At 58.3% G+C, this 21,912-nt stretch carries 21 protein-coding genes and 1 pseudogene; 20 read left to right on the top strand and 2 right to left on the bottom strand.

Annotated features, from left to right (window positions below):
- Positions 1-490: 490 nt before the first annotated feature.
- The 18 genes and pseudogenes from EKD05_RS06750 to EKD05_RS06840 all read left to right on the top strand — a co-directional run bounded on the left by EKD05_RS06750 (position 491) and on the right by EKD05_RS06840 (position 17,711).
- On the top strand, positions 491-715 hold the full coding sequence (locus tag EKD05_RS06750; protein WP_129671683.1) for a hypothetical protein: 225 nt from the start codon (positions 491-493) through the stop codon (positions 713-715).
- 578 nt (positions 716-1,293) lie between these two features.
- Positions 1,294-1,539: a hypothetical protein gene (locus EKD05_RS06760; RefSeq protein WP_129671685.1), complete on the top strand. Its 246-nt coding sequence runs from the start codon at positions 1,294-1,296 to the stop codon at positions 1,537-1,539.
- Positions 1,540-2,625: a hypothetical protein gene (locus tag EKD05_RS06765; RefSeq protein WP_129671686.1), complete on the top strand. Its 1,086-nt coding sequence runs from the start codon at positions 1,540-1,542 to the stop codon at positions 2,623-2,625. It abuts the gene before it with no gap.
- A gap of 67 nt (positions 2,626-2,692) precedes the next feature.
- A complete protein-coding gene (locus tag EKD05_RS06770; protein WP_129671687.1) occupies positions 2,693-3,361 on the top strand; it encodes a glycosyltransferase family A protein in 669 nt (222 codons plus the stop codon).
- Between the two features lie 45 nt (positions 3,362-3,406).
- Positions 3,407-4,336 carry a sulfotransferase domain-containing protein gene (locus tag EKD05_RS06775; protein WP_129671688.1) on the top strand — a complete coding sequence of 310 codons (930 nt, stop codon included), beginning with the start codon at positions 3,407-3,409 and terminating at the stop codon, positions 4,334-4,336.
- 2 nt (positions 4,337-4,338) lie between these two features.
- Complete coding sequence (locus tag EKD05_RS06780) at positions 4,339-5,019, top strand: glycosyltransferase family A protein (protein WP_129671689.1); 681 nt, start codon at positions 4,339-4,341, stop codon at positions 5,017-5,019.
- Between the two features lie 3 nt (positions 5,020-5,022).
- Positions 5,023-5,793 (top strand): glycosyltransferase family A protein, encoded by a 771-nt coding sequence (locus EKD05_RS06785; protein ID WP_129671690.1) that lies wholly within the window; start codon positions 5,023-5,025, stop codon positions 5,791-5,793.
- On the top strand, positions 5,780-6,463 hold the full coding sequence (locus EKD05_RS06790; RefSeq protein WP_129671691.1) for a glycosyltransferase: 684 nt from the start codon (positions 5,780-5,782) through the stop codon (positions 6,461-6,463). The genes EKD05_RS06785 and EKD05_RS06790 overlap by 14 nt, the downstream gene beginning before the upstream one ends.
- Positions 6,464-6,890: 427 nt before the next feature.
- On the top strand, positions 6,891-7,514 hold the full coding sequence (locus EKD05_RS06795; RefSeq protein ID WP_129671692.1) for a methyltransferase domain-containing protein: 624 nt from the start codon (positions 6,891-6,893) through the stop codon (positions 7,512-7,514).
- Complete coding sequence (locus tag EKD05_RS06800; protein WP_129671693.1) at positions 7,514-8,563, top strand: hypothetical protein; 1,050 nt, start codon at positions 7,514-7,516, stop codon at positions 8,561-8,563. The genes EKD05_RS06795 and EKD05_RS06800 overlap by 1 nt, the downstream gene beginning before the upstream one ends.
- A gap of 7 nt (positions 8,564-8,570) precedes the next feature.
- Positions 8,571-9,074, top strand: a complete 504-nt coding sequence (locus tag EKD05_RS06805; RefSeq protein WP_129671694.1) for a glycosyltransferase family A protein — start codon at positions 8,571-8,573, stop codon at positions 9,072-9,074.
- A 5-nt stretch (positions 9,075-9,079) separates the two neighbouring features.
- Positions 9,080-10,201: a nucleotidyltransferase family protein gene (locus EKD05_RS06810; RefSeq protein WP_129671695.1), complete on the top strand. Its 1,122-nt coding sequence runs from the start codon at positions 9,080-9,082 to the stop codon at positions 10,199-10,201.
- 376 nt (positions 10,202-10,577) lie between these two features.
- Positions 10,578-12,296 (top strand): bifunctional sulfate adenylyltransferase/adenylylsulfate kinase, encoded by a 1,719-nt coding sequence (locus EKD05_RS06815; protein ID WP_129671696.1) that lies wholly within the window; start codon positions 10,578-10,580, stop codon positions 12,294-12,296.
- A gap of 141 nt (positions 12,297-12,437) precedes the next feature.
- Positions 12,438-15,239 (top strand): LuxR C-terminal-related transcriptional regulator, encoded by a 2,802-nt coding sequence (locus tag EKD05_RS06820; RefSeq protein WP_129671697.1) that lies wholly within the window; start codon positions 12,438-12,440, stop codon positions 15,237-15,239.
- 415 nt (positions 15,240-15,654) lie between these two features.
- A complete protein-coding gene (locus EKD05_RS06825) occupies positions 15,655-15,897 on the top strand; it encodes a hypothetical protein (protein ID WP_129671698.1) in 243 nt (80 codons plus the stop codon).
- A 164-nt stretch (positions 15,898-16,061) separates the two neighbouring features.
- Complete coding sequence (locus tag EKD05_RS06830; RefSeq protein WP_129671699.1) at positions 16,062-16,394, top strand: hypothetical protein; 333 nt, start codon at positions 16,062-16,064, stop codon at positions 16,392-16,394.
- Between the two features lie 15 nt (positions 16,395-16,409).
- Positions 16,410-16,838, top strand: a pseudogene (locus tag EKD05_RS06835) (DsbA family protein); the annotation flags it as partial.
- A gap of 108 nt (positions 16,839-16,946) precedes the next feature.
- Positions 16,947-17,711, top strand: coding sequence for a hypothetical protein (locus EKD05_RS06840; RefSeq protein WP_129671701.1), 765 nt, complete (start codon positions 16,947-16,949; stop codon positions 17,709-17,711).
- Between the two features lie 113 nt (positions 17,712-17,824).
- Here EKD05_RS06840 and menC read toward each other — a convergent pair whose 3' ends face one another.
- Complete coding sequence (menC, locus tag EKD05_RS06845; RefSeq protein WP_129671702.1) at positions 17,825-18,946, bottom strand: o-succinylbenzoate synthase; 1,122 nt, start codon at positions 18,944-18,946, stop codon at positions 17,825-17,827.
- Positions 18,947-18,954: 8 nt separating this feature from the next.
- A complete protein-coding gene (locus tag EKD05_RS06850) occupies positions 18,955-19,986 on the bottom strand; it encodes a glutaminyl-peptide cyclotransferase (RefSeq protein ID WP_240695667.1) in 1,032 nt (343 codons plus the stop codon).
- 225 nt (positions 19,987-20,211) lie between these two features.
- Between EKD05_RS06850 and EKD05_RS06855 the strand changes: the two genes are divergently transcribed.
- Positions 20,212-20,685, top strand: a complete 474-nt coding sequence (locus tag EKD05_RS06855; RefSeq protein WP_129671703.1) for a CBS domain-containing protein — start codon at positions 20,212-20,214, stop codon at positions 20,683-20,685.
- Between the two features lie 149 nt (positions 20,686-20,834).
- Positions 20,835-21,878, top strand: coding sequence for a selenide, water dikinase SelD (selD, locus tag EKD05_RS06860; RefSeq protein ID WP_129671704.1), 1,044 nt, complete (start codon positions 20,835-20,837; stop codon positions 21,876-21,878).
- The last annotated feature ends 34 nt before the right edge of the window (positions 21,879-21,912 follow it).

The raw sequence follows: 21,912 nt of genomic DNA on the forward strand, positions 1-21,912 counted from the left end.
GCCGAAATAACGAAGCGCCCTGGTGACGGGGCGCGTCCTGATGCCACTGCGTAGTCCCTAATGTGTATCGGTCTCCCACGTCCCACCGCTCACGGCGTTCGGTCACACGCGTGGCGTACAGATCATGATACCAGAGGAGGACACATCCGAATACCGAAATCAAACCATGCCCACGCCAGGGCACCGTGTAGGGGCGCAGCAGCCCCCAGCGTCCCCCTTGCCGAACACGCCCCCCTCATCGCTGCTGCGCCCACGGGCGTATCGGCGGCGCACCCCACCCCCGATGACGCGCCGGGGCCGACGCGAGGACACATCCGAATACCGGGATCAAACCATGCCCACGGCAGGGCGCAGCAGCAAACGGGGGACGGTACAACTGAACAGGGGGCACAGGGGCTGCTATTTCCTATTTCCTATTTCCTATTTCCTATTTCCTATTTCCTATTTCCTATTTCCTATTTCCTATTTCCTATTTCCTACCGAGAAAGCTATGAATACCACCACCACCCGCCCGCTCACCGCGTCCGACTATGATCGCTGGAACGCCCTCGTTAGCACGGCACCCTCGGGGAGCATCTTCGCCATGCCGGACTATCTGGCGATCTTGTGCCGCGCAACGGGGGGACGCTTCACGATCATCGGGGTCTTCCACGGCGAGGAACTGGTGGGCGGGATGCCCCTCTATAGCCCAGGGGTTGACGGTCACCAACGATGATGATTTCGCAAGCTTTTTCCGCCTACACTTCCGGGAAGCTTGCGCGGTAGTGGCAGCATGCTCATCGGTGGTTCAGGCACGTCGGTGCGCCATTACTCAGCCAGTGATTGGCATGGATTCACACCGTGCTGTCCTTAATATCCTGCACGATATCATCCAGTGTCATCGCATTCACCTCATCAATATGCTAACTGGTCTATAACCTAAGTTTCCCGGTAGCACCGCCAACCACGAATACTGATCACGAATAAACGAATAGGGGCTGCCCCATGCGGTATTCGTTTATTCGTGGTCGTAATTCGTGGTCGGCGAACGACCCCAGAAAACTTAGTTCACAGACCACTAACTGGTCTGTGCATCAAGTTTGTTGATATAGAGACTGGCTTCGACAGGCTCAGCCTCCGTCCGTTCGCAACGCCCCTTTTTACGCCAGGGCGATTGCATCTTCCGTGTATGCACCCCGCCAAGGCACCCGCAAGGGCACCCGCAAGGGCACCCGCCAAGGCACCCGCAAGGGCCGGGGGGCGGGCCCGGTGTAGGGGCACCCCTTGCGGGTGCCCCGTTGTATCCGGTTTCGTATGATGCAATCGCCCTACTTTTTACGGTGGATGGTTTGCAAAGACCTGGCGGCGATGGGGTATACTGGAACTGATCTGACTGGCGCTCCCTATCCGCACAAGGTCACCCGCTTCAAGAGCCAATTGGGGGGCGAGTTGGTGACAAACTGGTTGATTGAGCGTCCGCCAACACGGCGCTATCGCTTGCGTCGCAACCTCAGGCCATTGATCAAGTATGTCCGCTCGATGATGAGGAGGCTTGGATAGATGTCCCACGTATTACTTGATTACCTCGCCCACTATCCAGATGCGGTGGAACAGGCCGCGTCGCGGCAACCCATCCAAGAACGGTACCTCCAGGTCGCCAAGCTGACCTTCCGCCTCCGCATCGTTGGCCCAGCACTCGCCGAAGCCACCCTGCCAGCCTTGGCCCATCTGGTGACTGAGGCACCAGTCGCGGAACCTGCGATCACGTTCTCCCTCTGCGACGGGGCTGCGACCGGTGTCTGGCCGCCGCGACCGCCCTTCACGCCCGATGCTTACCGCCGCTACGGCCAACGGGCGATCGCCCACGATGGTGTGCGTTCGCTGATGCACGCGCCTACCTCTGGCCAACTCTTCGCCTATGACCGTGCAAACCGCCAAGGCTATTTTTGGGTGGAGGACGCCAGCCTGCTCTCCATTTACGAACGCGCCGCGCCGGTGCAGACCCTCTTTCACTGGGCGCTGGCCGAGTTTGGCTGGCAGATCGTCCACGCCGCCGCCGTGGGGAACGCGACCGGGGGCGTACTGCTCATTGGCAACACCGGCGCGGGCAAATCCACCACCGCGCTGAGTTGCCTCGCTCAGGATGGCCTTCAGTTGCTCAGCGACGACAAGTGCCTGGTGCAGCTAGAGCCAGCACCGCAAGCCTTTGCCCTCTTTAGCTCGGCCAAGATCAAGGGCGACATGCTGCCCCGCTTGCCCCACTTCCGCCCCCTGCTCGCGGGGTGGGACAACAACTACAAAGCCGAGAAGGGGCTCGTCTTCCTCCACCCCACCTTCGCCGACCACATGATCACCAGTTTCCCCGTCAAAGCGTTGCTGCTCCCGCAGGTCGCCCATCGATCCGAAGCCGCCATCCATCCTGCGGCCCCCGGCGACGTCTTCCGCCAACTGGGGCCAAGCACCGTCATCTGGCTGCCCGGCGCCGAAGCCGAGAACTACCGCTTCACCGCAACAATGGCCCGGCGCTTGCCATGCTACCGCATTGAACTGGCGAGCGATCCCCAGGTCAATGTGGACGCCATTCGCCGTTTGTTGACGTCATATCTGACAGGTTCCCCGCCGAAGGAGGGGCGCAGCAGCCCCTAGCGCATCCGTTGCCAAAAACGCCCCCGCACGCGCTGCTGCGCCCACGGGCTGGCCTGGGAGATTGCCAATGCATGAGCGTGTGTCCGTCATCATCCCCGTCTACAACGGCGAACGCTTCCTCGCCGAGGCGCTCCAGAGTGTGCTCGACCAGACCCTGCCGCCCGACGAGATCATCGTGGTGGATGATGGCTCGACCGATGGCAGCGCGGCGGTTGCGGCTCAGTTTGCGGGGGTGCATCTGTTACGCCAAACCAACCGGGGCGTCGGCGCGGCCCTCAACTTGGGCCTCAGCCATGCTCGCGGCGACCTATTCGCTTTTCTTGATGCGGATGATCGCTGGTTGCCCGACAAATTAGCGCGACAGGTCGCAGCGTTGAACGCCGATCCAACCCTGGACATGGTCTTTGGGCACGTGCGTCAATTCCAGGATGGTCAGGATTGCACCGAAGAGCATCGCCCCGGAATCTCCAGGGTGGCGCTCTTGATCCGCCGCCAGGCGTTTGAGCGCGTCGGCACCTTTACCGAAGATCCAGGTGTCAATGAAATTGTTGCCTGGTATGCCAAGTCGCAGACCGTCGGCTTGCGGTTGTTCATCTTGCCCAACGTCGTCTTTGAACGCCGCATCCACGCCCATAACTCTGGCGGCGGACGGTCACCAGATGCCCTGCGCCAGAGCTATGTGCGAGCGTTGCGGCAAGTCGTCAGGCAGCGTCAGTCAGAAGAGAAAAACGCATGACTATGCCTCACCATGCGATCTCTATATGATTCAGAAGAGTAAGCAATGTCTTCCAATAAACATGGATTACGGCCCACATTTCTGGTGATTGGTGCCTACAAAGCCGGCACGACCTCACTTCACCATTACTTGAAGCAGCATCCCCAAGTATTCATGAGCCGGATCAAAGAACTTCGATTTTTGACCTATGCAGGTCACCAGCTATTGCCTCTTTCATCAGCCGATCTTGCCTCGCTCGCCTGGCCTGTAAAGTCACTTCAGGCGTATGAAGCGCTCTTTGCCGAAGCAGAGAGCACGCAGGCTCGCGGGGATGTCTCGCCATGTTACCTTGGCTTCGCCGAGCAGTCCATTCTGGGTATTCAGGCGTATATCCCGGATGCGAAGCTGATCGCAATTCTACGCCAGCCAGCCGATCGCGCCTATTCCAGCCATGTGTATCACGTAAGTATAGGACAAGAAGAAGAGAGGAACTTTCGGCGGGTGCTGCAATTTGAGGTGGCGAACCGAATGCGCCGCGTTGATGGAAAACCACGACGTAGCTTTGCAAGAGGTCTCTATTTTGACAACCTAAAATGCTATTTTCAATGCTTTCCACGTGAGCAAATTCAGGTCTGGTTGTATGATGATCTGCAGGCAAATGCACGAATGTTAATGCGCGCCATCTTCCAATTTATCGGTGTGGATGACACCTTCACTCCGGATATGTCAATCCATCACAATACCGCTTCGTGGCCACGCTTACACTTTGCACCATTGGTGACTCGCAAGGCAGAACATGTGGTTTCTCGGCTGATTCGGCAGTTCCCAAAGCCAATGCGTCAACACCTAGCGCGAGGGTATCGCAAGCTTATTCGAACCCAACCACCCCCGATTGATGCAGATCTCCGCCGCGAACTCACCGCCCGCTATCGAGATGATATACTTCGTACACAAGAACTGATCGGGCGCGACCTGACCCACTGGCTAGAGGTGTAAGCATGTCATCACCAACCATCAGCGTGATCATCCCCGTCTACAATGGCGAACGCTTCCTCGCCGAGGCCATCCAGAGCGTGCTCGACCAGACCCTGCCACCCGACGAGATCATCGTGGTCGACGATGGCTCGACGGATGGCACAGCGAAGGTCGTCGCCAACCTGGCGGCCACGACGGCGATACCGATGCCGATGCGCTATGTTTACCAGCACAACCAGGGGCCGGCAGCAGCGCGCAATCATGGGGTGCAACTGGCGCAGGGGGCATATATTGGTTTTCTTGATGCCGATGATGTTTGGGATCGCGATAAGTTGTCTGTCCAACTTCGCCTCCTGACAGAGCACAAAACAGCACGACTGGTTTGGGGGTATATTCAGGAATTTAAGATGGAAAACCAGCAGAAGATGATGCTCGGCCCCCCGCATCCTGGGCCACATGTCGGATCAGTATTGATGCAGCGCACGGTCTTTGAACAGGTAGGAAGCTACGATGAAAGTATGTGGCACGGGGAAGACCTGGACTGGTTTCTTCGCTCACGCGAGTTACGGATACCCGCACTTACCCATCGCGAGTCAGTACTCTGGTATCGACACCATCCAAACAATATGTGGCTGGGTAAACAGGATACGTTTGCTCACGATCTTATCACTTTCGTGAGGCGACGGCTTGAACAGAGGCAGTAATTAATGAATGAGCCCTGCATTTCCGTCATCCTCCCCGTCTACAACGGTGAACGCTTCCTCGCCGAGGCGATCCAGAGTATCCTGGATCAGACCCTGCCGCCCGATGAGATCATCGTGGTGGATGATGGGTCAACGGATGGATCGGCCGAGATCGCTGCCCAGATCAAGGCTGCATCACCTGTACCCATTCAACTCATACAGCAGAGCAATCAGGGGCCTGCCGCGGCGCGAAATGCGGGCCTGCAACATGCTGTCGGTAGCTTCATCGCTTTTCAAGATGCGGATGATCTCTGGTCAGCGGAAAAACTGGCGACCCAGGTTGCTTTGTTGCAGCGCTATCCCAATGCATACGCGGTGATTGGCTACTCGCAAATTGTCCTTACCGATCCCGATGCGGTCGGCATTACAACGCCCTATGGTCAGCCTGGCCCGATCCTCTTGCTGCAAGAGGGCCTTTTCCGGCGCTCAATCTTTGACCTGGTAGGGCAATTTGATCCCCGTCTACGGGGGGACGAAGATGTGGAATGGTTTCTTCACTTGCTGGAACAACCCGTGGAGCTTATCATCCACCCGGATGTCGTCTTGACCTATCGTCGTCACACGGAAAACCTGACGGGCAGCCTGGCGGGCAGTCGTCACCAGTTTCTGCTGGCGTTGCAGCGTTCCGTGGTCAGGCGACGTCAATCGCCGCAAGCAAATGCGAGGACAGCAACGGTCACCTTTGCCAATGCGTCAAGTTTTCGCCAAGATGAGGAAAAGAATGGATCGACATGATTCAGTCAGTGTGATTGTGATCGTGAAGAACGGTGAGCGTTTTCTTGCCCAGGCGCTGCAAAGTATCCTGGATCAGACCCTGCCACCTGCCGAGATCCTGGTGGTAGACGGGAACTCTACCGACCGAACGGCGGAGATCGCTCAATCTTTCGCCGATGTGCGTTATCTGCGCCAACCCGACAGCGGTATCTCCAACGCCTACAATTTTGGCATTGCCCAGGCCCAGGGCGAGTTGATCGCCTTTCTGTCCCATGATGACCTGTGGACTCCGGACAAGCTGGCGATTCAGGTGAATCATTTGCTGGCACATCTGGATTGCCAATATACGGTTTGCCGGATTCGTTCTTTTTTGGAACCTGGAGAAACACCGCCTACCGGGTTTCGGTACGAACTCCTTCAAAAAGAACCTGTGGCCTACATCATGGAGACGTTACTGGTGCGTCGCAGCCTGTTCGAGCAAGTGGGTCTGTATGATCCCCACATGCCAATCGGCGAGGATGTCGATTGGTACGCCCGGGTCTTTGACGCCAAGATCGTCGGGCATGTCTGCGATCAAGTACTCGTACATAAACGTGTACATGGCTGCAATACATCCCTGACAGATGTAACCACCAATGACCAATTGCTGCTCTCTCTGCGGCGTTCTGTTCAACGGAAGCATGGTTCATAGGTTTACCGAAAGCAAGGACATGAGGCTCTCTGAACCTCATATCGTCACCATCATCATCCCTGTCCACAACGGCGAGCGCTACCTGGCTAAGGCCATCCAGAACCGGTAGTTTATCTCATGGAAACGCTTGTGGCATGGCGCAACTTGTTTGAACAGACGGGAATGTGCGATCATGCGATTCACAAAACTACTCCGACAAATAATGCCTCCCATACTGGTAAGCGCCCTGCGGACGTTGCGTGCTGGGCACCGGGGGCCTGTCGAATGGGAGTACATTCCAGAAGGGTGGGCTTACGCCCAAACCCACCCCGAGGTGAAAGGCTGGGATGTGCAGGGGGTGCTGGATACGTACAAACGCAAATGGCCTCGGTTTGTGCAATTGGTGGATGGGACAGGGCCACTGGGTGTCAGCCATGATGTAACCCATTTGACCACGCGCGAGAGTGTAGCCAGCCATAATATGATCATGACATACGGCTACGCTCTGGCGCTAGCGGCGCGCCACCATGACCGCCTTACCATGTTGGACTGGGGCGGCGGTATCGGGCACTACTATTTGCTGGCACAGGCGCTGCTGCCGGACGTAGAGATCGAGTACCACAGCAAAGACTTACCGTTGTTATGCGCCTATGGCGCGCAGCTTTTCCCGAACCAGTTTTTTCATCCCGACGATAGCTGCTTGCACAAAGCCTACGACTTTGTTCTGGCCAGCAGTTCTTTGCAGTATGCCAAAGACTGGCGAAACGTGCTGCGGCAGTTGGTCGCGGCAACGAATGGCTATCTCTTCATCGCCAATCTGCCTATGGTGCAGCATACAGGCGCCTTCGTGTTTGTTCAGCGCCCCTATGCCCACGGCTATGCCACGGAGTATCTGGCGTGGTGCCTCAACCAGACTGAGTTGCTGGATGCGGCGGAGGCGGCTGGGGCGCAGTTGCTGCGCGAGTTTGTCTACCAACTCGCACCAAATATTCGCCATGCCCCTGAACAGTGTGTCTATCGCGGTTATCTGTTTCGGCATCAAACACCAGCCGGTGCGCCCAAGGAGTCTTGATGAAACACTACTTTTGCACCTATTTCGATGCACATTTTTTGCCGCGCGGACTGGCACTGATTCACTCTTTGGCTCTGCATTGCACCGACTTCAAGCTTTGGGTGCTTTGCATTGATGACATCACCTATGCGACGCTGACGAAGTTGGCGCTACCCAACGTGGTGGCAATTCGGCTCGCGGACTTTGAGTTGGGCGATGACGCCCTGATCGCGACGAAGCAAGATCGTTCGGCGCTTGAATACTGCTTCACCTGCACGCCCTCGCTGCCTCTCTATATATTCCGACACTGGTCCGAGCCAGAGCTTATTACCTACTTGGACGCCGATCTGTTTCTCTATGCAAATCCCGAACCGGCGTTCGCAGAAATGGGCAATCACTCGATTGCCATCGTGGGCCATCGCCGACCAGTCCATCAGCGTGACGGCGAAGCCGAGCGCGGGTTCTACAATGTCGGCTGGTTGTCCTTCCGCCGCGATGCAAATGGCCTGGCCTGCCTCCAATGGTGGCGCGAGCGCTGTCTTGAATGGTGCTACGACCGGATTGAGGATGGGAAACACGGCGACCAGAAGTATCTCGACAATTGGCCCAGCCGTTTTGCTGGCGTCGTCGTGCTCGAACACAAAGGCGTAAACACAGCGCCGTGGAATATAAGCAATTACCGCTTTTCCATCAGCCAGGATGGCGGCGTTTTCGTGGATGAACAGCCGTTGATTGTCTTCCATTTCAGCGGATTGAATCAAATCCGGCCGTGGCTCTATGATTTATACAAGCATCAGAAATTTTTCTTCGGCGATACAATCCTGCGCTACAAGGTCTACGGGGTATACATTCGTCTGTTTCGGGCGTTGGCGCAGCATCTCACCGTAGAGTTCAACTTGCCCCTGCCCTGCGATGACTTGCACCGCCAGAAGTTGGAGTCGGGCGGGTACCTGTCCGCACAGACCACCCAGGTTCAACTTATGCGGGTACAATGGCGCAGATTGAGGGCCGCTACCCGTAAGCTCCGGGCGGGTCATTTCATGTTCTATCTCTGCGGCCAGGCAATCTGACTGATACATTGCCAATGCGCGCAATCTGGCCCTTCGCCAAGCCTCTGGCGAGTTTGTCGCCTTTCTTGATGCCGATGATCTGTGGACACCAAATAAGCTGCAGGTGCAATTCGCCGCGATGCAGGCCCAACCGCATCTGATGTATACGACGACTCTGTTGCGTTTGTTTTATGATCCTGGGTGCCCGCCACGTCCCGGTTTTCGCGAAGAAGGCTTTGCCCAGGGGATCGAGGGGCGTTTCCCAGGCACGATGCTGGCCCGGCGTGAGATCTTCGATCGCGTTGGTTGGTTTGATCCTGCTTTTGCGGTGGCTTTCGAGGTAGACTGGTTTGCTCGCGCTCAGGATATGCAGGTGCCATCTGATGTAGTTGAGAGGGTCCTGTTGCTCAAGCGCATTCATGAGGCTAATAACGCCATCCAGCGCGAGCGGTTCCGTCGTGAGTGGTTTGTCGTCATGCGACAATCGCTGCTGCGCAAACGCCGCCAATCTCCACAATCAATAGGCATGTGAACACCATGAACCTCTCTCCTTCAACCTACGCTTTGCTCCAAGCGGTGTTGCCGCCAGATGCGCCAAATTCCCAGGCGCTGCGCTCCTGGCTGGCAGCCACCGAGCTCAATCGGCTGGAGCCCGGTCAGTTTCACTTGCTGCCGTTGCTCTATCCGCAGCTCCAGCGCAGCGCCCCCGAGCATCCGTGGCTCCCGCGCATCAAGGGCATCTATCGGCGGGTCTGGTATGCCAATCAGCGGGCGCTCAAGGCGGTCAGTGATGTGTTGCAGGTGTTCGATGGCGCCGGTCAACCGGCGTTGCTGCTTGGCCCGGCGGCCCTCGTGCTCACGGTCTATGATACGCAGGCGCTGCGCCCGCTGGGGGTGCCGCAGGTACTGGTGCCCACCGAGGATCGGGGTAGGGCGATCCAGACGTTGAGCGCGGCAGGTTGGCAGCCTTCGCCTCCCACCGCGACCCTCACCAGCGAGCGCTTCGTGCGCTGGCAGGCAGGCTATCTCTTCAGTCGGCCAACCGCCAATCAGCACGCCGATCAGGTACGCCTCTGCTGGCACGCCCTGCCCCGTGCCCCACTGTCTGCGTGGAGCAAGCAGTGGTTTGCACGGGCCGTCAATCTGACGAGCCTCTCGATCACGGCGCGTACGCTCGATCCAACCGATCAGTTGCTGCAGGCCCTCGCCGACGGGCCAGCCCTCGAATTGATCTCGCTCGTGGATAGCGCCCGGCTCTGTACCAACGCCCCCATCGACTGGCCCCGGCTTGTTGCCATGGCCTCCCAGAGCAACCTGGCCTTCATCCTCTACGAACGGCTCGCAGCGCTGCGGGCGCTCGGCGTGGCTGACGTGCCCGCGCCCATTCTGGCACAACTCGCGCAGAGCGACGTGCCAGCCTATGCCCGAACACTATGGCACCTCGATCTGATTCCCCCATGGGAACGCACCGCATGGCAACGCATCCAACTCAACTACGCCATCTTTCAACAAACCGCCGCCATGCAGCACCTTGCCCCACATCCAGGCCATCTCTACGCCTACCTGCGCACCCGACTGGCAACCGATTCGTTGCCCGCTACCCTCAAACGCAGCCTCCAGCGCCTCACCACCCGCCTCCCCCTACCGCACGGCTATTAGTAGAGGCACGGCGGCGCCGTGCCTCTACTAATAGCCGTGCCCCTACGCCGCCGTGCCCCACCGTCCCCCCGTTGCGCCTTTGCGCCTTTGCGTCAAAAAACCCACCGTCCCCCCGTTGCGCCTTCGCGCCTTTGCGTCAAAAAACCCACCGTCCCCCCGTTGCGCCTTCGCGCCTTTGCGTCAAAAACCCCCCCTCGCCCCCCCTCGCCCCCCTTCGCGCCTTCGCGCCTTTGCGTCAAAAACCCCCCTCCCCCCGTTGCGCCGTTGCGCCTTCGCGCCTTTGCGTCAAAAAAACCGTCTTATGTAAAAAGCATAGCCTTGCAGCCTGCTATAATAAGCCGTCAGCATAAAAACCTGTTAGAGATGGAAGACCCAGATGAACCTGCCCGATCCTCAGATACCCCCCTATGGCGGCCTGCTCGTCAATCTGATCGCATCCACCGAAGAACGCCAGATCTTGCTGGAAGAAGCCGCCCACCTGCCGAGTATCCAACTGTCACCAAGAAGTGTCTGCGATCTCGAGTTGCTCGCATCCGGTGGTTTTTCACCGTTGACGCGCTTTCTGGGCCAGGCTGATTATGAGCGCGTCTGTGCCGAGATGCGCCTCGCTGATGGTACTCTCTGGCCGATGCCAATCACGCTTCCCCTCGAAGCCCCGCCCACCGGCACCGACCGCGTGGTGCTGCGCGATGCCTACCATACCCCCCTCGCGATCATGGATCTCGAAGAGGTCTTTGCCTATGACCCCGAGGCCGAGATGCGCCAGGTGCTCGGCACAACCGATGCGCGCCATCCGCTGGTGGCCGAAATGACCCGCTGGGGCAAATTCTATGCCAGTGGGGCGTTGAGCGTGCTGGCGTTGCCAACCTATTTCGACTTTGTTGAGTTGCGCCGTACCCCTGCCCAGGTGCGCCGTCTGCTCGCCGACCTCGGCCACGCCCGGGTCGTCGCCTTCCAGACCCGCAATCCCCTCCATCGCGCCCACGAAGAGATGATCCGTCGGGCAGCCCAGCAGGTTGAAGGGGCGCTCTTGATCCATCCCGTTGTCGGCTTGACCCGGCCTGGCGATGTCGATCACTTTACGCGGGTGCGCATCTATAAGGCGGTCGTCGAGCACTATTTCGACCCGCACACGACGCTGCTCAGCCTGCTGCCCCTCGCGATGCGCATGGCTGGCCCCCGCGAGGCAGTCTGGCATGCGGTGATCCGACGCAATTATGGCGCAACCCATTTCATCGTCGGGCGCGACCACGCCGGCCCTGGCAACGATAGCCAAGGCCAACCCTTCTATGGGCCCTACGCTGCCCAGGATTTGCTCGCTCGCCACCAGCAAGAGCTCGGCGTCACGATGGTACCCTTCACCGAGTTGGTCTACCTCAAAAACCACCAGCGGTATGTCACCCGCGACGAGATCCCGGCCGACGCCGAAATCGCCAATCTCTCGGGAACCGAGGTGCGCGACGAGTATCTGGCCCAGGGGCGTTTGCTGCCAGCCTGGTTTACCCGCCCCGAGACCGCTACAATCCTGCGGCAACGCCACCCTCCACGCTTCCAACAGGGCTTCTGCCTCTGGTTTACCGGGCTGAGTGGCGCAGGCAAATCAACGATTGCCTCGATCCTGACCATTCTGCTCCAAGAACAGGGCCGCATCCCGACCGTGCTTGATGGCGATGTCGTGCGCACCCATCTCTCCAAAGGCTTAGGCTTTTCACGCGAAGATCGTGACACCAACATCCTGCGCATTGGCTTCGTCGCCGGCGAAGTCGTCAAAGCAGGCGGCGTCGTGATCTGTGCTGCGATCAGCCCGTATCGTACGACGCGTAACGAGTGTCGCCACATGGTCAATGAAGGTCAGTTCATCGAAATCTTTGTTGATACCCCCCTCGATGTCTGTGAAGCCCGTGATACCAAAGGCCTCTATCTCAAAGCGCGGCGCGGTGAACTCAAAGGCTTCACCGGCATCGACGACCCCTACGAGCCGCCGATCGACCCAGAACTCCGACTCACCACCGTTGACACAACCCCCGAAGAAAACGCCCGCACTATCATCAATTACCTCGAAAAGCGCTTTTTTCTCACCACCGAATCAATGTAAAACTTTTCTTTGTGATCTGGAACTGCTATGCCAGCTTTGCTGGCATAGCAGTTCCAGATCACAAACAACCTCCCTCTTGCTTGCCACCGGCTAGGTAGCGTATACTGATCATTGGGTCAGTAGGTGTTGCTGGAGGATAGGGTGACATACGCACTGCCGTTGCTGGTGCCAACAAAATTGACCATGCCGCAGTTGCGTGATACGGTTGTCCGACGCACTGATCTGCTCGTACGCCTGGGGCCGTACCCTTCCACTCGTCTCACGCTCGTCGTTGCGCCGGCCGGCTTTGGCAAATCAACCTTCGTTGCCCAGTGGCTCACCCTTCGCTCGCCCCAACAACCTGCGGTGGCATGGGTCACCCTCGATGAACACGATCAGGATGGCTTGCATGTGCTGGCGTACCTCGTTGGCGCGGTGACCAAGGTTTTCCCCGAGGCATGCCCAACGACCTATGCCTTGCTCAAAACCTCGGCCTCACCACTCTATGTGCTGCTCCGCTCACTGCTCGTTGACCTTAGCGAGATCCCCGGACCGCTGACGCTGGTGCTTGATGATTATCATGTGATTACCTCCGAAGCCGTGCATCAGACCATCGCCTATCTCTTGCGCAACCTCCCACCTCACTGTTCTGTGGTCTTGATCAGCCGTACTGATCCACCCCTTCCACTGGGACGACTCTATGCCGAGCACCAGGTGACCGCCATCCGTGCCGATGATCTGCGTTTTACTGAGGCCGAGGCGAAGGCGCTTCTGGTCAAGATGACCGGACTCATACCCAGCCATCAGGCCGTGAGCATGGTGCTCCAGCAGACTGAAGGGTGGGCCATCGCCCTGCAAATGGCGGCCCTTAGTCAATTTGAGCGCACCGGCTATGATCGCCTGCCCGTCAAAGCGAACCGCCAGATTGCCGAATATCTGGCCGATGAAGTGTTGGCGCAACAAACCGACGAAGTGCAACAGATCTTGTTGCGTCTTGCCCTGCCAAGCCGTTTCTGTGCGGGTCTGGCGACAACCCTGGCTAGATGCACATTGGCAGATGACTCAAGGCCCGCCGATCAACCAGCAGAACACACCGCACAAGGGCAAACATTGCTTGCAGGCAAACAGGCGAGCACCGCCGATCCCGGCCACCTCTGGATGGCCGAGCAGATTGAGCAGTTGGTCCAGGCCAACCTGTTCCTGGCCCCCCTCGACCACGAGCAGCGCTGGTATCGCTTTCATCCCCTCTTTCGCGATCTCTTGCTGCGTCGCTTGCATCTGGCAAGCGGCGAAGATGGCGTACGCGCTTTGCACCGCCAAGCCGCCCACTGGTTTGCCCGCAATGATGCGCTCGAAGAGGCGATCACCCATTTTCTCGCTGCTGGTGACGAGCCTGGGCTCGCCGACGTGATCGAGCAACATTTCAACGCGGCGATCATCCAACAATTCCAAGTCTGGATGCCGCCGCGCCTGCTGCATCTCTTGCCACCGACGTTGATCGCACAACGCCCCGGGCTCACCTTTCTCACCGCCCGTAAAGGTTCCAGCAATCTGAATCTGGCTCAACTCGCCACAGGGTTAGAGCAGATTGATGCCCAACTCGCTGCAACATCACCAGACGAGACCATCCTGCCCTGGCCGACCTTCCTCGCCGACCGCGATAACCTCAAGGGAATTTTGCGCTACTGGCAAGGGAGGACAACCGAGGCATGCCAATTGCTGGAATACGCTGCGCACCATGGCTCGGCCTTTACAGTGATTCGCCAGACGCTGATCTACCTTGGCCTCGCGTATGTTGCGACCAATCGCTATGGCGAAGGCCAGCAGATCATCGCATCACTCCAGCCAAAGCACGTTGATCCCCGCTCACCATGGTTGACCGTCGGCCGCCTCGCGGCCCTCTGTGGTATGCATTTGCTGGCTGGTGAGTTTTCAGCGCTCAAGCGCGACGCCCAGTGCTTGCTTGAGGTTGTTGAAGAGCATAGCCTGGTGGCATCCACCTGGATCTCCTATGGCCTGATTTCCCTGGGCTTTGAAGCCTATGAACGCTCGAATCTGGCCCAGGCTGCCGATTATTTTTCCCAGCTTGTGCGCTTAAAATATCAGGCCAATCCAATTATGTATCTCAATGCCGTAATTGGCCTGGCCGTGATTGCCGCCGTGCAGGGCTTGCATGCCGAGGCGGCTTGCTATGAACAAGAGGCAAATGCATTTGCGATTGAAGAGGGCAGCGTAATGTTTCGCAATCAAGCCCTGGGGTGCGCCATACGCCTCGCCATCTTGCGCCACGATGATTCAACCGCTCTGGCCCTGGCACGCCAGATCAAGCCTGAGCCGAACGTTGGCCTGAGCATCTCGTTCGAAGAGCCCCAGCTTATGCAGATCTATGCGTTCATTGTGGCTGGTAACGCTGACGAACACCGCCAGGCCGCTGCACTGCTTGAGCAAGTCCAGCACCATGCGATGACCAACCACAGCACCCGCGTCGCGATCCTTGTCCTGACCATGCAAGCACTGTTGCATCAGGTCCACGGCCAGACCAAGGCGGCCCTGACCTCGCTCCAGCAAGCCATTCAACGTGCCGAGTCGCGTGGACTAGTACGCACCTTTGTCGATTTCGGGCCAACTCTTGTTCCGTTGCTCACCATACTTGCCCAGCGCGGGGTTGCCCCAGGCTATCTCAAGCGCATCCTGATGACCGCCGAAGGATCAGACCGTATTGCTGAATCTGCGCCAATTGCGACGCCCCCCCTTGATCTCCCCGAAGTCCTTACGCGCCGCGAAACCGAGATCCTCGCCCTGCTTGCCGCCCGCTGGTCCAGCAAAGAGATTGCCGACCATCTGGTCATTACACCGAATACGGTACGCAAACATACCAGCACCATCTACAGCAAGCTCGGCGTGAACAGCCGCCGTGAAGCGGTTGCCGCCGCCCGTGCCCTCGGCATGTTGCCCCCCGAATAAGCTTCGCGCTGCACCTTCTACTTCATTTTAGATGATGCATGAAGCCGTTGATCCCACTATACTACCTTTAAATAGTCTGTGAACGAAAGTAGCGCGGGCTTCCAGCCCGCATGGGGTTTGCGGGCTGGAAGCCCGCGCTACTATGGGCAGCTGTTGCTCACGGCATCACTGGCCCGTGGCCCATTTGGTTCTCAGGGTGACACAACATCAGAAAATTTAGTTGACAGACTAATAAATGGTCTGTGGACTAAATTTCCCGGTAGCGCCGCCGACCACGAATACTGATTACGAAGAAACGAATATGGGCTGCTCCATGCGCTCTTCGTTTCTTCGTGGCCCCAATTCGTGGACGGCTGAGGACGCCAGAAAACTTACTTCACAGACTACTAAACGTTGATCAAGAGGACAAAATTATATGCGTCTTGTTGCTGATCGTGATGCAACATATGTTATCCAGATCCGAGGCAAGGTTGAACCGCACTGGCAAGCCGAATTACAGATGCAGCTGACCTACGCCGAGACCGAAAGCGGTACGATCACCACCCTCACTGGTTATTTGCCCGATCAAGCCGCGATGCTCGGTGTCTTGAACCGCCTTGCGATGTGGGGCTATCAGATTGTGCAAGTCCGCTACCTGCCACCAAATGGCCCGTCGTAGGGGCAAAAACACCCGCCCTCGCTCACAGAACCCTTGCGCCTTTGCGTCAAAAAAACCTTTGCACCCTTGCGCCTTTGCGTCAAAAAAAACCACCCAACTCACCTTGTTGCTCCTCCCCGCCTGTGGTACAGTATACGTGCCATAATTAAAGAGAGGCAGGGTGAATGACGGCCTATCGTATTCCAATTATGCTCGTACTGTGGGTGATGTTCCTCGTTGGGTGTGGCGGGTCTGTCGTTGTGACGCCGTCGCCAACCGCAGTGCCGCCAACGCTCGCCGTTGCTACCACTGCGCCAACCGCAACGCCAGCCTTGCCAACTCCCGAGGCTGCCTTCACCCCAACGCTCCCGCCTGCACCAACTGACTTGCCTGTGCCACCAACCGCCACCGTCGCCCCACCGGACGCCATCGCCGAAAGCCGTACCGCCGAGGGCTATCATGTGCTTGGTGATCCTAATGCACCAGTGACCCTGGTGATGTTTTCTGATTTTCTCTGAACGGCCTGTGCGCTCCACGTGTTGGAGACCGAGCCACAGCTGATCGAGCAGTATATCAAGACGGGCACCGTGAAATTAGTCTATCGCCATCTCGTCCAGCTTGGCGATCGCTCACTCCAGCTCGCCGAAGCCAGCGAATGCGCCGCCGACCAGGGCAAGTTCTGGCCGATGCGCCAGGCCATCTATGCGCGCTACAACCAGATGCTCTTTGACACCGAGCAGGAACTTGCCGCCGCCGCCGCTGACGCCGACGTTGACCTCGCGCAACTCAACGCCTGCCTCGACGCCGCAACGCATCGCGCCGCCGTCCAGGCCGATCACGACGCCGCCACCGCCGAGGGCATTCGTTCACGCCCGGTCTTTCGCCTCGGGGAACGTACCCTGATTGGCGCTCAGCCCTTCACGGTCTTTCAAGATCTGATTGCCCAGGCTTCAGGACGTTAGACAAGGTTTCAGACTCTGTTACCGTTCGGATGCGTGCATCGCGTCCTGATACGCTCGGCTATTTCCTATTTTCTATCTGCTAAATCCTTGTCTTAGGAGAAGACCTCGATGCAACGCAACAATCTCTTCTTGCCACTGAGCCTCATTTTCACCGGGGTTGCCTTGCTGCTCATCTTAGTGAGTGGCACGCTCTCCGATACAACCATAGCTCAAACGCAAGTTAAAATTTGTCCTGATCCGGCGTATCCTAATCAGACATTGCCTGAATGTCTTTCCACTCAGGTAGCGATGACGGCGACCACAGGTGCCCGCGCAACCCAGACACAAGTGGCAAAAGAAAATGCCTACAGTACCGAAACGGCCCAGAGTCTGACCACCCGAACGCCTACCAGAACTGCCACCCAGAGCGGAGCAGGCGGGGACACAATGAATGAACCCACGGCCACCCCAACCCCAACCCCAACCCGCACCAATACGCCAACGGCAACTCCGGTCAACAACGGGAATCCAACAGCAGCGTCCACCTCCACGTTGACATCAACACCAATGGCGACCAGAACCCCCAATGGCGAGGGTGCCACGATCACGCCCACCAGTCTCCCTGACGGGATCGAGATCCTGACCTGCTTTGCCCAATCCACCGTCGAGTTGACCGGCGACGCCGAGCCCAATACGGCGCTGCTGCTCTACTTCAACAGCCGCCCAGTTGGCGGGGGCTTCACACGGGCCGACGGACAGTACAAGCTCAACCTGAAGATCGGTGACGAGCGGCCAGGTACCCACATCGTCGAAATCCGCGAACGCGACGGGCGCGACCTCGTCCGCCGCCTCGCCTGCGACATCCCCGCCCCACCCACCCCCATCATCCCATAGTCTGCCCCCTTTGGTTGCACGAAAAAAGCCAGCAAAGCTGGCTTTTTTCGTGCAACCAAAGCTTCCTGGGCCGCAGGCCCCCAACCCTCACCCCCGTGGCACGGTGGCAGGCGTCAGCCCGCCACCGTGCCACGAAGCACCACCTTTTCTACCGTGACTTGGTCAAGAAAATCCACATCAATGTCAGCCCCAGTTCCTGGACGATCAGGTACCGTCAGGGTGCTATCTGCATTGAGCACAAAGGGATTGGTGACAATATCACGGGCAAAGTAGCGCGCACTGGCACTGATGTCACCCGGCAAGGTGAAGTTCGGCAGGCTCGCCAGGGCCACATTCGCCGCCCGGCCAATGCCCGTTTCGAGCATGCCGCCACACCAGACCGGCACGCCGGCCGCTGCCGCCATGTCGTGAATCTGACGCGCTGCGTGCAAGCCACCCACCCGACTCGGCTTGATATTGATGACCCCACACGCCCGCAACTCAAGCGCCCAGCGGGCGTGATCAGGCGAAACAATGCTCTCATCAAGACAGATTGGCGTCTGCACGATGCGTTGCAACTTGGCATGATCAAGGATGTCATCGTGGGCCAGGGGTTGCTCGATCAAGAGCAGATCGTACGCATCGAGTTTCGCCAGATGCGCCGCGTGATCAAGCGTATAGATGCTATTCGCATCAACTTGCAACCGTAGATCAGGCCAGGTCTCACGCACAAGCCGCGTCGGCTCAAGATCCCAACCCGGCTTGATCTTCAGCTTGACCCGCTGATAGCCCGCCGCAACATAGTCGCCGACCACGCGCAGCAGCGTATCAAGATCGGGTTGCACCCCCACACTGACCCCCACCTCGACGCGCTCACGTTGCCCCCCCAGCATCGCCCGCAGGCTCTGCCCGGTGGCCCGCCCAAAGAGATCCCACACCGCAAACTCAAATCCAGCACAGGCCATCCGATTGCCCCGCACCCGTGCATAGACCGCTGCCACATCCTCGGGCCGCGTCAACTCGGCCGCCAGCAACATCGGGGCCAGATGCTCTTGGGCCATCACCCACGCGGTACTGCTGGTCTCCTCGTTATACCAGGGGCCAGTTCCGACTGGCGACTCGCCCCACCCGACGATGCCATCTGCCTCCACCCGCACCAGCAACGCATGGCTCGCCAATTCACGCCAGCCACTCGTCTCAAAAGGGGCCACATACGGTAACGCAATCCGCCGAAGCTCAATCTGCTCAATCTTCATACGGCAACCTACAAACTCCCATCTAAACGACTCTGCACATACGGCATATGGACACGCCACAACGGCTCGATCTGGAACAGTTGCGGCCAGAGTTTCCCCGTCACAAAGAGGCGCTTGCCTTCGGCATCATAGGCGATGCCATTCAACACTTCGGGCGGGCGCAGGCCCGGAGGATTCGCGGGCAACAGGTCGCGCAGCTCGCTGAGGTCAAGGTACGCTTTGACCTGACCGGTCTTCGGATCGATCCGTGCGATCAGATCAGAAAACCAGATATTGGCATACACATCGCCTTCAATATATTCGAGTTCATTGAGGCGTGGCACCAGACCAAGGCGATCATAGACCTCAACTTGATCAACCACCGTGAGTTCACCCGTCTGCAAGGTTGCCTCGGGGTCAATAACATAGAGATTGGCCGTACCATCGCTCATGATCAGATGCGTCCCATCAAAGGTCAGGCCCCACCCCTCTATCGGAAGAGGTCGGCCCTGAGGAGGATAGCGAAAGCGATCGAGTTCACGAAAATCAGCGCGGTCATAGACAAAACCGGTGCGCTCTTGCCAGGTCAACTGGAAGATCAGGTCGCCCACAAGCGCAAGCCCCTCGGCAAAATAGTTTGACTCAAGCATATGCGGCTCGCGCACCTGCGTCCCATCAAGGGCAACTTCACGCAAGGTCGAAGCCCCATACAGCCCCGTACTCTCATAGAAACGGTCGTCACCGTGGTAGACCAACCCCTGCGTAAACGCCTCGGGATCATGGGCATACGTCGTCACGACCACCACCTCGACCACTGGTGCACCGCTGCGGCGGATCGCATCAGGCAGCACCTGGGCCGTCCGATTGATCGGCCCGGCATCGGGCAGGGTCAACAGAGCAGACTCGGGGCTTGGCCTTGGCGATACGACAACAGAAGGAGCAGCAAGCACGGTAGGCGGCTGCGCAAGCACCGTCTCCTCAGCGGGCGTCGTACAACCAGCCGCAAGGAGCAGCACCGCAAGCAGCGCAAGCCATTGTCGCAGAAGAGACCGAAATTTCACCAAAACGTATCCTGACCAATCTTTGAAGCGAGCGCAGTCCGACATCTGCCGCATCATACCATATCTCACCACCCCCATGACACCTCGGGTTGACAAATTATTACCCCACGTATGCACATCTTGCCCTGCAACCAAAGCGATCCAGGCTACCATGAGATGCACAGTTCATGTCAACCATTATGGTGGAGACCTTGGCAGACTGCCGCGAGCCAAAGGAGGCACGCTATGGGTTATACAACAACCAAAAACGCATCTCACCACGTTCCAGCCGAATACGAAGTACGCTATTATATGCGAACACCGGCCATCACCCTCAACATTGCCGCACCACTCAGCGATGCCCTTGCCTTGATGCGCGAGCACGATGTACGGCGCCTACCCGTGGTGGTTGATACCGGCGAACTTCGTGGTATGATCACCCAGGGCGATATTCGCGGTGCCGATGTCATGCGCGTCGCCGGGCTTGATCCCCTCGATATTGCGCACGCCTTGCGCCATGTCAAAGTGTATGAGATTATGACCGAAAATCCGATCGCCATCACCCCCGAAACAGGCATACGCGAAGCCGCGATGCTGATGATTGAAAATAAGATCGGGGGCTTGCCAGTCGTTGATGATCAAGGTCGCGTCATTGGCATCATCACCGAGAGCGATCTCTTTGAAAGCCTCGTGCAGCAACTCGATAATCATCTCGCCTGACGGCATGCCCATGCACCGGCGTTCGTTTTTTGACGCAAAGGCGCAAAGACGCTAAGATATGATCTGTCTCTATGCGTAGCTTTGCGCCTTTGCGCCTTTGCGTCAACACGGATCAGCCTTATTTGTCTTGACCCTATCGGAGATAGCCCGTGGATCAGCGTGAGCAGATACGCCTCACCAGTCTGGCAAGCAGCGCTGGCTGAGCGTCAAAGTTGGGGCCGGGTGCCCTTGCCAAACTATTAGCAACCCTGCAACTGCCAACAAGCTCCAATCTGCTGATCGGGCTGGCCGTGAGTGACGACGCGGCCGTCTATCAACTCGATGCGCAGACGGCGCTTGTCCAGACGGTTGACTTTTTTCCGCCAATTGTTGACGACCCCTACACCTTCGGGGCCATCGCGGCGGCCAATGCACTCAGTGATATCTATGCGATGGGCGGTCGTCCGATCCTTGCCCTCGCCATTGCGGCCTTCCCCGACGATCTCGACCCGGCGATCGCCGCAGCGATCTTGCAAGGCGGGGCCGATAAGGCTGCCGAGGCAGGCGCCGTGGTTGCGGGTGGGCATACCGTGGTTGACCGCGAGCCAAAATATGGTCTCTGTGTCACTGGTCTCGTTGATCCAGCGCGCATTACCGCGAAAGTCGGCGCACGCCCGGGCGACCGCCTCTTGTTGACCAAACCGCTCGGCACCGGTCTGATTACGACTGCGCTGAAACGCGGGGCCGCTCCAGCCGAGCACCTCGCAGCCGCCGTTGCTAGTATGCTTCGGCTCAATCGCCGTGCCGCTGAATTGAGTGCCCCGGTTGAAGTCCACGCCGCGACCGATATTACTGGCTACGGCTTGCTTGGGCACGCCGCCGAAATCGCTCGGCGTAGCGCGGTTGGCCTGCGCATCGAAACGGCGCATCTCCCCCTGCTCCCCGGTGCCCTCGAAGCCGCACGCCAGGGGTATGTCCCCGGTGGCTTACGGCGTAACCGCGAGTACCTCGAAAGTGAAGACTATCTACACTACAGCCCCTCGATCGAAGAAGCGATCCGCCTGATCCTCTTTGACCCACAGACTTCGGGCGGCCTGCTGATCGCCCTGCCTCCCGCTGCCGCCGCCCAACTCCAAGCCGCTTGTGCGGCGCACGGCGAACCATGCTACGCCATTGGCGAGGTCGTCGCCGCTCCGGGGATCGAACTTAGCTAAGTCCCACTACGAACACAATATCAGGAAGTTTTCC

Source organism: Candidatus Chloroploca sp. Khr17, assembly GCF_004138165.1.
In the GTDB taxonomy this organism is placed as follows: Bacteria; Chloroflexota; Chloroflexia; order Chloroflexales; family Chloroflexaceae; genus Chloroploca.